This is a genomic window from Pseudomonas sp. GW821-FHT02B10 (assembly GCF_059421865.1).
The window spans coordinates 1-13227 of record NZ_JBWKVU010000004.1 but is presented as its reverse complement, the minus strand read 5'-3'; the positions used below and the strand labels follow the sequence as shown (position 1 = coordinate 13227).

General features: G+C 66.3%; 13 protein-coding genes. 9 read left to right on the top strand and 4 right to left on the bottom strand.

Annotated elements, in window-relative coordinates:
• The first annotated feature begins 54 nt into the window (after positions 1 to 54).
• The 7 genes from AC07VU_RS10530 (at position 55) to codA (ending at position 6744) form a co-directional block, all read left to right on the top strand.
• Complete coding sequence (locus AC07VU_RS10530; protein ID WP_274304076.1) at positions 55 to 1134, top strand: patatin-like phospholipase family protein; 1080 nt, start codon at positions 55 to 57, stop codon at positions 1132 to 1134.
• Positions 1135 to 1231: 97 nt separating this feature from the next.
• The gene (queD, locus tag AC07VU_RS10525) at positions 1232 to 1588 is read left to right on the top strand and encodes a 6-carboxytetrahydropterin synthase QueD (RefSeq protein WP_007930577.1); all 357 of its coding nucleotides are present in this window, start codon (positions 1232 to 1234) and stop codon (positions 1586 to 1588) included.
• Positions 1589 to 1823: 235 nt separating this feature from the next.
• On the top strand, positions 1824 to 2660 hold the full coding sequence (locus AC07VU_RS10520) for an alpha/beta fold hydrolase (protein ID WP_495029836.1): 837 nt from the start codon (positions 1824 to 1826) through the stop codon (positions 2658 to 2660).
• Complete coding sequence (locus AC07VU_RS10515; protein WP_495029835.1) at positions 2657 to 3169, top strand: nucleoside 2-deoxyribosyltransferase; 513 nt, start codon at positions 2657 to 2659, stop codon at positions 3167 to 3169. Before AC07VU_RS10520 ends, AC07VU_RS10515 begins: the two co-directional genes overlap by 4 nt.
• Positions 3170 to 3288: 119 nt before the next feature.
• On the top strand, positions 3289 to 3912 hold the full coding sequence (locus AC07VU_RS10510; RefSeq protein WP_495029834.1) for an NUDIX hydrolase: 624 nt from the start codon (positions 3289 to 3291) through the stop codon (positions 3910 to 3912).
• A gap of 228 nt (positions 3913 to 4140) precedes the next feature.
• Entirely contained in the window at positions 4141 to 5412 is a 1272-nt protein-coding gene (gene codB / locus AC07VU_RS10505; protein WP_274304079.1) for a cytosine permease, read from the top strand.
• Between the two features lie 78 nt (positions 5413 to 5490).
• Positions 5491 to 6744, top strand: a complete 1254-nt coding sequence (gene codA / locus AC07VU_RS10500) for a cytosine deaminase (RefSeq protein WP_053261917.1) — start codon at positions 5491 to 5493, stop codon at positions 6742 to 6744.
• 221 nt (positions 6745 to 6965) lie between these two features.
• Here the strand turns inward: codA and AC07VU_RS10495 are convergent, their stop codons facing one another.
• The 3 genes from AC07VU_RS10495 to AC07VU_RS10485 all read right to left on the bottom strand — a co-directional run bounded on the left by AC07VU_RS10495 (position 6966) and on the right by AC07VU_RS10485 (position 10766).
• Positions 6966 to 7958: a diaminopimelate epimerase gene (locus AC07VU_RS10495; RefSeq protein WP_495029833.1), complete on the bottom strand. Its 993-nt coding sequence runs from the start codon at positions 7956 to 7958 to the stop codon at positions 6966 to 6968.
• 76 nt (positions 7959 to 8034) lie between these two features.
• Entirely contained in the window at positions 8035 to 9390 is a 1356-nt protein-coding gene (gene gudD / locus AC07VU_RS10490) for a glucarate dehydratase (protein ID WP_495029832.1), read from the bottom strand.
• Between the two features lie 23 nt (positions 9391 to 9413).
• Positions 9414 to 10766 (bottom strand): MFS transporter, encoded by a 1353-nt coding sequence (locus AC07VU_RS10485; protein ID WP_422121738.1) that lies wholly within the window; start codon positions 10764 to 10766, stop codon positions 9414 to 9416.
• Between the two features lie 354 nt (positions 10767 to 11120).
• On the opposite strand from AC07VU_RS10485, the gene AC07VU_RS10480 reads away from it, so the two are divergent.
• Entirely contained in the window at positions 11121 to 11837 is a 717-nt protein-coding gene (locus AC07VU_RS10480; RefSeq protein ID WP_007930610.1) for a FadR/GntR family transcriptional regulator, read from the top strand.
• 34 nt (positions 11838 to 11871) lie between these two features.
• Here AC07VU_RS10480 and AC07VU_RS10475 read toward each other — a convergent pair whose 3' ends face one another.
• On the bottom strand, positions 11872 to 12657 hold the full coding sequence (locus AC07VU_RS10475) for an AraC family transcriptional regulator (RefSeq protein WP_092421803.1): 786 nt from the start codon (positions 12655 to 12657) through the stop codon (positions 11872 to 11874).
• Between the two features lie 92 nt (positions 12658 to 12749).
• Between AC07VU_RS10475 and AC07VU_RS10470 the strand changes: the two genes are divergently transcribed.
• On the top strand, positions 12750 to 13001 hold the full coding sequence (locus AC07VU_RS10470) for a hypothetical protein (RefSeq protein WP_495029831.1): 252 nt from the start codon (positions 12750 to 12752) through the stop codon (positions 12999 to 13001).
• Positions 13002 to 13227 lie beyond the last annotated feature (226 nt).

Sequence of the window (13227 nt, the reverse complement as noted above, 5' to 3'; positions counted from 1 at the left end):
GGCGCCGCTGGCCCGAGCTTTTATACTCCGCTGTCGCTCGAGATTGAGGCCGGTATGACCGCTATCCACATCAAGTTCCCTGCCCTGACTCTCAAGGCCGGCCCACGCGCCCTGGCGCGCATTCGCGCCAACGGCCTGAGCGCGGCCGAGGTCGGCACCCTGCCCGGCGCCGCCGGCGGGCCGAAAGCCCTGGGCATCCAGGGGCTGGACCTGGCGCTGTTCGGCGAATGGCTGCCAGCGGCGCCACGGGAACGTTCGCTGATCGGTGCCTCGGTGGGTTCCTGGCGCTTCGCCAGCGCCTGCCTGCCGGACGCCGCCGAAGGCATCCGCCGCCTGGGCCAGCTGTACAACGCCCAGAGTTTTGCCAAGGGCGTGACCATGGCGCAGATCAGCCAGAGCTCGCAGCGCATGCTGCACGAGCTGCTCGACGGCCGCGATGCGAGCATTCTCGACAACCCGCACTACCGGCTGAACATCATGGTGGTGAAAAGCCACGGCCTGCTCGCCGACGACCATCGCGGGCGGCTGGGCCTGGGGCTGTCCTCGGTGATCGCCGACAACCTGCGTGGTCGCGCGCGCCTGGCGCGGCACTTCGAACGCCTGGTGCTGCATGACCCGCGCCTGGCGCCGCCGCTGCATGCTCTCGACGACTTCCCCTCGCGCTTCGTGCCGCTGGACACCGGCAACCTGCGCCAGGCCCTGCTGGCCTCGGGTTCGATCCCGATGGTCATGCAAGGCGTGCGCGACCTGCCCGGGGCCGGGGCCGGCACCTTCCGCGACGGCGGCCTGCTGGACTACCACCTCGACCTGCCCTACAGCGGCGACGATATCGTGCTCTACCCGCACTTCACCGACCGGGTAATTCCCGGCTGGTTCGACAAGACCCTGCCCTGGCGCCGCGGCAACCCGGGCCGCCTGCAGGACGTATTGCTGCTGGCACCGTCGAAGGAATACCTGGCGCGCCTGCCCTACGGCAAACTGCCGGACCGCAACGACTTCAAGCGTTTCATGGGCGACGACGCCAGCCGCCAGAAATACTGGCGCAGCGCGATGGACGAAAGCCGGCGCCTGGGCGACGAGTTCCTCGAGCTGGCCGCAGGTGGTCGTCTCGGCGAACGGCTATTGACCCTTTAGTCAGTGTTTTCCCGCAACCGTATAACCAAGCTGGTAAACTCGCCGCCTGCCTTACATCGCCCGCGGCGATAGCCACCTGACCGAGCTGACCGACACTGTGGAAATCTTCAAAGAATTTACCTTCGAATCCGCCCACCGCCTGCCCCACGTGCCCGCAGGCCACAAGTGCGGGCGCCTGCACGGCCACTCGTTCAAGGTAGCCATCCACCTGAGCGGCGACCTCGATCCGCACACCGGCTGGATTCGCGACTTCTCCGAGATCAAGGAGATCTTCAAGCCGCTCTACGAGCGCCTGGACCACAACTACCTGAACGACATCCCCGGCCTGGAAAACCCCACCAGCGAAGTGCTGGCCAAGTGGATCTGGAACGAGCTCAAACCCCTGCTGCCGGAGCTGAGTGCGATCCGCATTCACGAGACCTGCACCAGCGGCTGCATCTATCGCGGCGAATAAACCGTCGCCCGCCTGAAAAAAACCACCGCCCGCGGTGGTTTTTTTATGCCTATGCTTGCCCGCTCGGCCCTCGGGTCATAGCCACATCCGGCTTTACACCAACCCTGCCATGAGCGAAAACATCGCCTGGGCTCGCGCCGCGCTTACACCCAGACTCAGCGCGCCGAGGAGCATGGGCTGCGCCGGGCCTTGCATGAGCAAGGCGCCGGACCGATCACCCGCAGAGGACCACAACATGAGTGACTGGCCGCTGGATCGAACCTACAGCTTCAACGGACAAAAGGTGCGCTACGCCATTCAGGGTGACGGGCCGCCTCTGGTGTTCGTGCATGGCACGCCGTTTTCTTCCTACGTCTGGCACCGCATCGCCCCGCATTTCAGCGCCAGCCACCGGGTGCACTATTTCGACCTGCTGGGCTACGGCCAGTCGGAACAGGCCGCCGGCCAGGATGTGTCCCTCGGCGTGCAGAACCAGCTGCTGGCCGAACTGCTGGAGCACTGGGGCCTGGAGCGCCCGGACGTGGTGGCCCACGACTTCGGTGGCGCCACCGCCCTGCGCGCCCACCTGCTCAACGGCAAGGACTACCGCAGCCTGACCCTGCTCGACCCGGTGGCGCTGTCGCCCTGGGGCTCGCCGTTCGTGCAGCACGTGCGCCAGCATGAACAGGCCTTCAGCGGCGTGCCGGACTATATCCAGCGCGCCATAGTACCGGCCTACATTCGTGGGGCGATCCAGCGCGAGATCCCCGACCGGGAACTGGCGCCCTACGTCCAGCCCTGGCTCGGCGCCAACGGCCAGGCCGCGTTCTACCGGCAGATCGCGCAAATGGACGAGCGCTATACCGCGGAGGTGGCCGGGCTTTATCCCGGCATTCGCTGCCCGACCCAGATCCTCTGGGGCGAGGACGATCAGTGGATCCCCATCGAACGCGGGCGCCAGTTGCACCGGCTGATCCCCGGTTCACGGTTCCAGGCGGTGCCCAACGCCGGCCACCTGCTGCAGGAAGACGCCCCGGAAGCCATCATCGCCGCGCTGCTGCGCTTTCTGCCCGAGGCCGGGAGCCAGGCATGAACCCACGCATCTACCTCGCCGGCTTCGACCTGTTTCGCCGCGATGCCATCGCCCGCGGCGAATACCTCAAGCACCTGTGCCACGCCCAGGGCCTGCAAGGCCTCTACCCCTTCGACCAGCAGGTGCCGGCCCAGCCGACGCCGGAGCAGACCGCGCAGCTGATCTGCCAGCAGAACATGCAGATGATCCGCGACTGCGACGCAGTGCTGGCCAACCTCAACGACTTTCGCGGCCTGGAGCCGGACTCCGGTACGGCCTTCGAGGTGGGCATGGCCATCGCCCTGGGCAAACCGGTGTGGGCCTGGTTCGAGGCGCCCGCGACCCTGCGCGAACAAGTGCCCCATGACGCCGACGGCCGCGACGCCGAAGGTTTCCTGGTGGAGGACTTCCACCTGCCGCGCAACCTGATGCTGGCCTGCACCTGGGCCGGCCACAGCCGCAGCGCCGAAGAAGCCCTGCCGCGCCTGGCCGCCTACCTCGCCCAGCAACCACCGCCCCGTCCCCTGTAGGAGCGAGCTTGCTCGCGATAAGTCTTCAAGGCCGATGCAATACTCAAGGGCCTCATCGCGAGCAAGCTCGCTCCTACAGTGATGGATTTGGCCCCAGCGATTACCTGAGGACACGCACCATGGAAAACACCTGGCTCACCCACGCCAAACGCTTGCAGGCCCTGGCCTCCACCGGGCTGCATTTCTGCAAGGACCCGTTCGACCGCGAGCGTTACCAGGAAGTCGCCGACATCGCCCACAGCATGCTCGCGCAACTGGCCGACGTGCCCCTGGAACGCATCGCCGGCCTGGTGTCGGACTTCGCCAAACGCTACTCGACACCCCTGGTGGATGTGCGCGGCGCCCTGATCGAAGACGAGCGCATCCTCCTGGTCCGCGAACAGACCGATGGGCGCTGGGCCATGCCCGGCGGGTATGCCGACATCGGCCTGTCGGCCGCCGAAAACATCGTCAAGGAGATCCACGAAGAGGCCGGGCTCAGCGTCTCGGCCCGCGCCCTCTACAGCGTCCGGCACAAGGCCAAGGGCCCCTTCACCCCCGACACCCGGGATTTCTACAAGCTGTATTTTCTCTGCGAGCGCGACGAACGCAGTGCCCCAGTGGCCGGCTCGGAAGTCAGCGACGCCGGGTTCTTCGCCCTCGACGCCCTGCCCGAACTGTCCCGTGGCCGCACCGTGGAAGGCGATATCGAAGCCGCCTTTGCCTTCCACCGTGGAGAAACCCGCCTGACCCTGTTCGATTGATCGGGTGTCCGTGATCCAATTTGTCTCACCGGCGCACCGCTTTCGCGCCTGAGCCGGCCAATCGGCCGCGCCGGAAAGCAAAAATCCCCTGCTTGTCTATAAATCTCCTGCAGGTTGCACAACGCCAGCCGGGCGCCCCTGACCCTGGGGGCGTTGGCACGGCGACTGCAGCAGATGCCTGCGTCGCTTACGCACCAGGCCACGCCTGGGCCAATCAGGGGAAGGCAAATGACGCAGAACGATCCAGGTAACGACTACCCGCTCAGCGAAGTGCCGATGCACGCGCGCAAGGGCCTGGCCTCCACGGCCATGGTGCTGCTGGGCTTCACCTTTTTCACCGCCACCATGTTCGCCGGCGGCAAGCTCGGCGTGGCCTTCAGCTTCGGCCAGATGCTCGGGGTGATCGTCCTCGGCAATCTGCTGCTGGGCCTGTACGCGGCGGGCCTGGGCTATATCGCCTTCAAGAGCGGCCTGAACTCGGTGCTGATGGGGCGCTTCTGTTTCGGCGAGGTGGGCAGCAAGCTCAGCGACCTGATCCTCGGCTTCACCCAGATCGGCTGGTACGCCTGGGGCACCGCCACCGCCGCGGTGGTACTGGGCAAGTATTTCGAGCTGGGCCAGGACACCGTGCTTGGGCTGATGGTGCTGTTCGGCCTGATGTTCTGCGCCACCGCCTACGTCGGTTATCGCGGGCTGGAAATCCTCTCCTGGATCGCGGTGCCGGCCATGGCCCTGCTGCTGTTGCTGTCGATGTGGGTGGCCACGGTCAAGGTCGGTGGCCTCGATGGGTTGCTGGCCGTGGTGCCGAGCGCCAGCCTCGATCTGTCCACGGCCATCACCCTGGTATTCGGTACCTTCGTCAGCGGCGCCACCCAGGCCACCAACTGGACGCGCTTTTCCCGCTCGGCCAGGGTCGCGGTGCTGGCCAGCCTGATCGGCTTCTTCATCGGCAATGGCCTGATGGTGCTGATCGGGGCCTATGGCGCCATCGTCTACCAGCAGCCGGACGTGGTCGAAGTGCTGCTGTTACAGGGCTTCGCCACGGCCGCCATGGCCATGCTCCTGCTGAATATCTGGAGCACCCAGGACAACACCATCTACAACTTCGCCGTCGCCGGCTGCAACCTGCTGCGCACCGGCCGACGCAAGACTGTGACCCTGGCTGGCGCGGTGATCGGTACCCTGCTGGCGCTGCTGGGCATGTACGACATGCTGGTGCCCTACCTGATTCTGCTGGGCACGGTGATCCCGCCGATTGGCGGGGTGATCATGGCCGACTTCTTCTATCGCTATCGCGGCCAGTACCCGCGCCTGGCCGACAGCAAATTGCCGGCGTTCAACTGGGCCGGCCTGGGCGCCTATGCCATCGGCACCGTGGCGGCCTTCGGTTCGCCCTGGGTCGCGCCGCTGGTAGGCATCGCGGCCGCCGCCCTGAGCTACATGCTGCTGAGCAGCCTGCTCGGCGCACGCGCCACCACCGCCGCGGACATCCAGGCATGAGCCCGGGCCACGCGACGTTGCGGCCGCCGGCCCGAGCGCCGTACCCTGACCGCCTGGATTGAAAAAGGAATCGCTCCGATGCTTATCATCAACGCCCGCCTGCGCAACCGCGAAGGCCTGCACGAACTGCACCTGGAGAACGGTCGCATCGCCAGCATCGCCCGGCAGACCGAAGCCCCGACCCTGGGTCCCGACGACCTCGACGCCGGCGGCAACCTGGTGGTGCCGCCCTTCGTCGAGCCGCACATTCACCTGGACGCCACCCTCACCGCGGGCGAGCCGCGCTGGAACATGAGCGGCACCCTGTTCGAAGGCATCGAATGCTGGGGCGAGCGCAAGGTCACCATCACCCAGGAAGACACCAAGGCCCGCGCCCGGAAAACCCTGCGCGCCCTCGCCGCCCACGGCATCCAGCACGTGCGTACCCATGTCGATGTCACCGACCCGGAGCTGACCGCGCTCAAGGCCATGCTCGAAGTGCGCGAGCAAAGCGCGCACCTGGTCGACATGCAGATCGTCGCCTTCCCCCAGGAAGGCATCGAAAGCTACCGCAACGGCCGCGAGTTGATGGAAGAGGCGATCCGCCTGGGCGCCGATGTGGTGGGCGGCATTCCGCACTTCGAGTACACCCGTGACCAGGGCGTCAGCTCGGTGAAGTTCCTCATGGACCTGGCCGAACGCACCGGTTGCCTGGTGGACGTGCATTGCGACGAGACCGACGACCCGCACTCGCGTTTTCTCGAAGTGCTGGCCGAGGAAGCTCGCAGCCGCGACATGGGTTCGCGGGTGACCGCCAGCCACACCACCGCCATGGGTTCCTACGACAACGCCTACTGCGCCAAGCTGTTCCGCCTGCTCGGCCACTCGGGCATCAGCTTCGTTTCCTGCCCCACCGAAAGCATCCACCTGCAGGGGCGCTTCGACAGCTTCCCGAAACGCCGCGGCGTGACCCGGGTCAACGAGCTGCTGGAAGCCGGGATGAACGTGTGTTTCGGCCAGGACTCGATCGTCGACCCCTGGTACCCCCTGGGTAACGGCAACATCCTGCGGGTGCTGGAAGCCGGCCTGCACATCTGCCACATGCTCGGCTACCGCAACCTGCAGAGCGCCCTCGACCTGGTCACCGACAACAGCGCCAAGGCCCTGGCCCTGGGCGAGCGTTACGGCCTGGAAGAAGGCCGGCCGGCCAACCTGCTGATCCTGTCGGCCGACAGCGACTACGAAATGATCCGCAGCCAGGGCTTGGCGCTGTACTCGATCCGCGACGGCAAGGTGCTGATGAAACGGCAGATGGCCCAGGTCGAGCTGCCGGGTGATGCGGGGTTTGTGTAACGACCGCTGACATCATCGCGGGCAAGCCTCGCGCCTACAGAAGCAGGTTGCATATTCCTCTGTAGGAGCGAGGCTTGCCCGTGAAGGCGATCCACCAACATCCATCACATTCCAGCCCTTCCCTGTAGCCGCTGCCGCAGGCTGCGCAAAGATCCGCAGGATCTTCCGGCGTCCCTGAGATCGCTGCGACCGTGCCGGTCGATCGCAGCCTGCGGCAGCGGCTACAGGGCGCGGGCGGTACCGAACAGACTGACCCGCACCAACTCCCCACCCCGCGCTTCCAGGCGCAGCGGCGCGGTGCCGCCGGGCATCACCACCGCGACTTCGCCGGCCTTGACCCAACCGACCCGCCACGCCGCGCTGGCCACCGCGCTGGCGCTGGTGCCGGAGGATGCAGTGGGGCCTTCGCCGCGTTCGAACACCCGCGCGGCGATGCGCTGCGGGCCTTCCAGCCACGCCCATTGCAGGTTCACCCCGGCCGGGCAGGGTTCACCGCTGCCGGTGGGCAGGGCGTAGGCGATACGGGTCAGGGCCTCGGCCAGGGGCGCTTCGCTCATCTGCCGGTTGCCCGGCAAGGCGCTGGCGTCACTGACCAGGGTCACGCAATGGGGGTTGCCAATACGCACGAACTGGCTACGGCACCATTGCGGGTGCAACCGCGCCAGCCCGCGCACCCGGCTCAGCTCGACACAGCTCGAACCGTCATTCTCGACCCCGTGTTGCGCACCCACGGCGTGTGGGCCAAACGCCGGCTGCCCGAGGTCCAGCCAGAAGCCGGACACCCCGGCGACCTGCGCCGGCTCGACCAGGGTCGCCAGCGGCGACACCCCGTCCGGCTTGTCGTGATGCACCCGCAGCTGCGCAGGCCCCTGGGCCGGCAGCAGCCCTTGCTCGGTCAAGGCCTGGGAAAAGATGGTCAGACCGTTGCCGCTGCGCTCGGCCAGGGTGCCGTCGGTGTTGACGATCAGCAGGTCGAACGGCGGCGCGTCCTGGAACGGCCCGACCAGCAAACCGTCGCTGCGATGGGCCTTGGCCCCTTCCGGCCGGGTACCGGAGGGCCAACTGCACAGGGCTTCGATGGCCTGCTCGCTCCAATTGGCCCGGGCCAGCGCTGCCTCGGCCGCGCTGGCCGGCAAGGCGATCCCCAACCGGCGTACCGCCTCGGGCGCCACCACGCCGTAAAGATTGCCGCGGGCATCGTAGAAAGCAGTCATTGCAGGGCTCCAAAAGCAGACGGGCCGCTGACATTACTGTGAATGCAGCGGCCCGGCCAAGCCTCTTCTACCTGGCTCAGCGCACCAGGCACGGCTGCTTGTTGTCGAAGCGCCAGCCCGGGATCAGGAACTGCATGGCCACGCTGTCGTCCCGCGCCCCCAGGCCCCGGCTGTTGTACAGCTCATGGGCGCGGGCCAGCGCGTCCAGGTCCAGTTCGACGCCCAGCCCCGGCGTCTGCGGCACCGCCACGCAACCCTCGACGATTTGCAGCGGATTGCGGGTCAGGTGCTGGCCGTCCTGCCAGATCCAGTGGGTGTCGATGGCGGTGATCTCGCCCGGCGCCGCGGCCGCCACATGGGTGAACATGGCCAGGGAAATGTCGAAGTGGTTGTTGGAGTGCGAACCCCAGGTCAGTCCCCATTCATGGCACATCTGCGCCACCCGCACCGAACCCTGCATCGTCCAGAAATGCGGATCGGCCAGGGGAATGTCCACCGCTTGCAACTGGATCGCGTGGCCCATTTCCCGCCAGTCGGTGGCGATCATGTTGGTCGCCGTGGGCAGCCCGGTGGCGCGGCGGAATTCGGCCATCACCTCGCGCCCGGAGTAACCGTTTTCCGCACCGCAGGGGTCTTCGGCATAGGCCAGCACCCGGTGTTGATCGCGGCACAGGGCGATCGCCTGTTTCAGCGACCAGGCACCGTTGGGGTCGAGCGTGATGCGCGCCTTGGGAAAGCATTCGGCCAGGGCGGTGACGGCCTCCATTTCCTCTTCGCCGCGCAGCACGCCGCCCTTGAGCTTGAAGTCGTTGAAGCCATACCGCGCCTTGGCCGCCTCGGCCAGGCGCACGATGCTCTCGGCGTTCAGCGCCGGTTCATGGCGCAGGCGCAGCCAGGCATCGTCGGCCTCGGCTTCGTTGCGGTAGGCCAGGTCGGTCTGGTGCCGGTCGCCGATGTAGAACAGGTAGCCGAGCATCTTCACCGATTCGCGTTGCTGGCCTTCGCCGAGCAGCGCCGCCACCGGCACCCCGAGAAACTGGCCGAGCAGGTCGAGCAGCGCCGCTTCCAGCGCGGTCACCGCATGGATGGCGATGCGCAGGTCGAAAGTCTGCTGGCCCCGCCCGCCGGCATCGCGCTCGGCAAAGCGCTGGCGCACCTGGTTGAGCAGCTTCTGGTAATGGCCGATGGACTGGCCGACCAGCAGTTCGCGGGCCTCCTCGAGGGTCGCGCGAATCCGCTCGCCCCCCGGCACTTCACCGACCCCGGTGTTACCGGCGCTGTCGGTAAGGATCACGATATTGCGGGTGAAAAACGGGCCATGGGCGCCGCTGAGGTTGAGCAGCATGCTGTCATGCCCGGCCACCGGCACCACTTGCAGTCGGGTGATGAGTGGTGTCTGGCCAGGGTGATGATGGGTGGATTCAAAAGTCATGGGTCGGTTCCTGTCGGCAAAAGTCAGTGGGTTTTGTCCAGCAGCGGGCGGGTATCGTCCAAGGGCGTCGGCATGACATGGGCCTTGGGCCGGGTGCGGGCGAAAAACACGATGATCGCGGCGATGATCGAGGTCGCCGCCAGGCCGTACAGGCCACCCTGGATCGACCCGGTGCGCTGCTCCAGCAGGCCGAAGGTGGCCGGGGCGACGAAGCCGCCGAGGTTGCCGATGGAGTTGATCAGGGCGATCACCGCGGCGGCGATGCGCGCATCCAGGTAGGCCTGGGGAATCGGCCAGAACAGCGCGGATGCCGACTTGAAGCCGATAGCGGCGAAGCACACGGCGACGAAGGCGAACACCGGTCCGCCGGTGGTGGACAGGAACATCCCTGCGGCCGCCACCAACAAGGCGCTGGCGACCCAGGCCTGCTGGAACTTCCATTTGCCGGACGCCGCGGCGAAGGCATACATGGCGATGATCGAGATCAGCCAGGGAATGGAATTGAAGAACCCCACCTGCAGGTCACTGAGGTCGCCCATCTTCTTGATGATGCTCGGCAGCCAGAAGGTCGCGGCATAGATGGTCAGCTGGATGCAGAAGTAGATCAGGCAGAACAGCAGGATCTGCCGGTCCTTGAGCAGGGTCCAGAGCGACGGCTTGACCGGCATCGCCGCTTCGCGCTCGCGCTGTTCGCTGTCGATCGCCCGCACCAGCGCCTCTTGCTCAGCGGGGCTCAGCCACTTGGCGTCGCGGGGCGTGGAGTCGAGCCAGAACCAGACAAAACCGCAGAGCAGCACCGAGGCCATGCCCTCGACGATGAACATCCACTGCCAGCCGTGCCAGCCCAGGCCCTCGATCTGCAACAGCGCTCCGGACAGCGGGCCGGAGACCAGCGAAGCCACGGCCGAACCGCTTAGGAAAATGGCGATCGCCTTGCCCCGCTCCACCCCGGGCAGCCAGCGGGTGAAGTAGTAGATCACCCCGGGGAAGAACCCGGCCTCGGCCACCCCCAGCAGGAAGCGCAGCACATAGAACTGGGTTTCGTTCTGCACGAAGGCCATGGCCGTGGCCACCAGCCCCCAGGTGAACATGATGCGGGTCAGCCAGATCCGCGCGCCGACCCGCTGCAACAGCATGTTGGATGGCACTTCGAACAGCGCGTAACCGATGAAGAACAGCCCGGCGCCAAAACCGTAGGCCGCGGCGCCGATGCCCAGGTCATGTTCCAGGTGGGTGCGGACGAAGCCGATGTTGACCCGGTCGATGTAGTTGACGATGAACATGATGACGAACAGCGGCAGCACATGGCGCTTGACCTTCGCCACGGCGATGGCCAGCAGGGAATCGTCGCCGGCCGGATTGAGGGTGGTATTCACGATGCCTCTCCCACTTGTTTGTTGTTGTGTGCGGGTGACTGGGCGAGCGCCCTAGTTGACAGTCATCATACAAGTAGAAAAATAGCGTCACAAGCGCAGACTCGTCGCAGAAGTCGGTACGCAAGGCTTTGTTGATCGAAGAGAATGTTGAGAAATAAACTTAACTGATTGATTTAATTCATATATATAAAAAATACAGGCACAGAAATATTTTTTAGGCTGCACTCACGCTGAGAACCTGCACTGAACCCTGAAGTGACTTATCCGATAACTTGTCATACATGTCAGACAAGTTGCGCCCTGCCCGGCCACTTCGGTGATAAGCTTTTTGCTCCCTCCCCGCGCGACCTTGCCATGAGCACCGAATCCGATATCGCCCCGGGCCGCCGTCGCCCTTCCACCAACCTGGCCCATGACCTGGTCAGCGACCTGACTCAACAGATCATGCGCGGCCTGCTCAAGCCCGGTGACAAGCTGCCGTCGGAAAGCACCATCGTCCGCGCCCATGGCGTCAGCCGCACCGTGGTGCGCGAAGCCATCTCCAAACTGCAGGCCGCCGGCTGGGTGGAAACCCACCATGGCGTCGGCAGTTTTGTCCTGGAGCGCCAGGACACCCACGGCCTGCGCTTGAACGTCGATACCGCCCTGAGCGTGCGCGACATCCTCGAATTGCGCCTGGGCCTGGAAACCCAGGCGGTGGCTCTCGCCGCCCGCCGGCGCAGCGCCGAGCAACTGGCGCAGATGCGCCAGGCGCTGGACGACTACCAGCAACTGCTGGCCAACAACGACAGTTGCGTGGAGGCCGACCAGCGTTTCCACCTGCTGATCGCCGAAGCCACCGGCAACCCCTATTTCGTGCAGATCCTGCAATCATTGGGCAACGCCCTGATCCCCCGGACCCGGGTGCGCGACGCCGAGCGCGGCGATGTCGACCTGGCGCAACTGGCGACCCTGGCCAACCAGGAACACGAAACCCTCTACGCCGCCATCCGCCGCCAGGACCCGGATGCGGCGCGGGCGGCGATGTGGACCCACCTGAGCAACAGCCGGGAGCGGTTTTCGGCGGGGTGAGGGCATGCGCCCGCGTCTATCGGGGTAGCGGCGCTCAGCCTGTTCCGTGCCGGGCGAAATAGCGCCCCGGCGTCACCCCGAACTGACGGCGGAACATGGCGATAAAGGCGCTGACATTGTCGTAGCCCAGGTCCAGCGCCACCCGGGTCACCGCATCGCCCGCCGCCAGGCGCTCCAGGGCCCGCAGCAACCGCGCGCGCTGCCGCCACTGGCTGAAGGCAAAGCCGGTCTCGGCGACAAAACGCCGGGCCAGGGTTCGTGGCGAGATCCCCGCCCATTGCGCCCAGGCCTCCAGGCCGCGGCTGTCCGCCAGGTCGTCGGCCAGCGCCTGGCAGATCCGCCGCAACCGCGGGTCCACAGGCAATGGCAGGCCAAACGGTTCCACCGGCAGGCTGCCCAGTTCATCGAGGATCACCCGGGCGATGCGCAATTGCGGCTCATCCAGCGCGCCTTGTGGCCAGCTCGCCGCACGCATCACCGCCTCCCGCAACAGCCCGGAGGTGGCAATGATCCGTGGTTGCGCCGGCAGTTCATGGCAGGCCTCGGGCTCGACATAGATGCTCCAGCCGTCGAACGGGCCATGGGAACGCAAGGCGTGTTCGCAGCGGGGCGGCACCCACACCGCATGGGTCGCCGGTACCACCCACTGGCTGTCGGCCGCCGTCACCGACAACAGGCCGCGCCGGGCGCCGAGCAATTGGCCGCGAGCGTGACTGTGGGCGGCGGTCTGCCGTTCGATCGGGCTGTGTTGCCACGCCGCGACCAGCAGCGGACCGCCCTCGGCTTGAGCGAGCAAGGGGGAAACCAAAGGTTGGGACATTGGCTGCTTCACGTTATTCAACGGCAAGAACCAGGCAGTTTAGCCAATCCTCGGGCCGCAGACTGAACGCTCATTCACACGAGGATTGCTCCATGCGCGCCGAAGACCTGTTACCCGATCAACTCAACCATGGCGACTTCAACGGCACCCAGGTACGCAAGGGTACGGTGGGGGCCTTTCTGATCAATGCCCGTCTGTGGAGCGACCCGGGCACCTCGGCGCAGCAGCGCCGCGTGGCCGAGGAAGATCTGCTGGCCGCCCTGCCGGCGCTCAGGGCCCTGGGGCTGTTCGAGCTGATGCGCGTGCGCGACCCGGCCCTGCGGGCGTTATGCGAGCAAGACTAACGCCGACAGCCCCTGTAGCCGCTGCCGAGCCCGCGAGGCTGCGATAGACCCGCAGGGTCTCCAGCGTCCGCAAGATCCCCACGAGCGTACCGCTCGATCGCAGCCTGCGGCAGCGGCTACATAAACATCGGGCCTGACCGGAATATCGGGGGCGTCACCGCTCCCTGTAGCCGCTGCCGAGCCCGCGAGGCTGCGATAGACCCGCAGGGTCTCCAGCGCCCGCAAG

Coding starts and splice junctions, on each gene's coding strand:
- AC07VU_RS10495 (WP_495029833.1), bottom strand. CDS start 7,958: ATGACTGCTTTCTACGATGCCCGCGGCAATCTTTACGGCGTGGTGGCG.
- AC07VU_RS10530 (WP_274304076.1), top strand. CDS start 55: ATGACCGCTATCCACATCAAGTTCCCTGCCCTGACTCTCAAGGCCGGC.
- AC07VU_RS10520 (WP_495029836.1), top strand. CDS start 1,824: ATGAGTGACTGGCCGCTGGATCGAACCTACAGCTTCAACGGACAAAAG.
- AC07VU_RS10510 (WP_495029834.1), top strand. CDS start 3,289: ATGGAAAACACCTGGCTCACCCACGCCAAACGCTTGCAGGCCCTGGCC.
- AC07VU_RS10475 (WP_092421803.1), bottom strand. CDS start 12,657: ATGTCCCAACCTTTGGTTTCCCCCTTGCTCGCTCAAGCCGAGGGCGGT.
- gudD (WP_495029832.1), bottom strand. CDS start 9,390: ATGACTTTTGAATCCACCCATCATCACCCTGGCCAGACACCACTCATC.
- AC07VU_RS10480 (WP_007930610.1), top strand. CDS start 11,121: ATGAGCACCGAATCCGATATCGCCCCGGGCCGCCGTCGCCCTTCCACC.
- AC07VU_RS10470 (WP_495029831.1), top strand. CDS start 12,750: ATGCGCGCCGAAGACCTGTTACCCGATCAACTCAACCATGGCGACTTC.
- codB (WP_274304079.1), top strand. CDS start 4,141: ATGACGCAGAACGATCCAGGTAACGACTACCCGCTCAGCGAAGTGCCG.
- codA (WP_053261917.1), top strand. CDS start 5,491: ATGCTTATCATCAACGCCCGCCTGCGCAACCGCGAAGGCCTGCACGAA.
- AC07VU_RS10515 (WP_495029835.1), top strand. CDS start 2,657: ATGAACCCACGCATCTACCTCGCCGGCTTCGACCTGTTTCGCCGCGAT.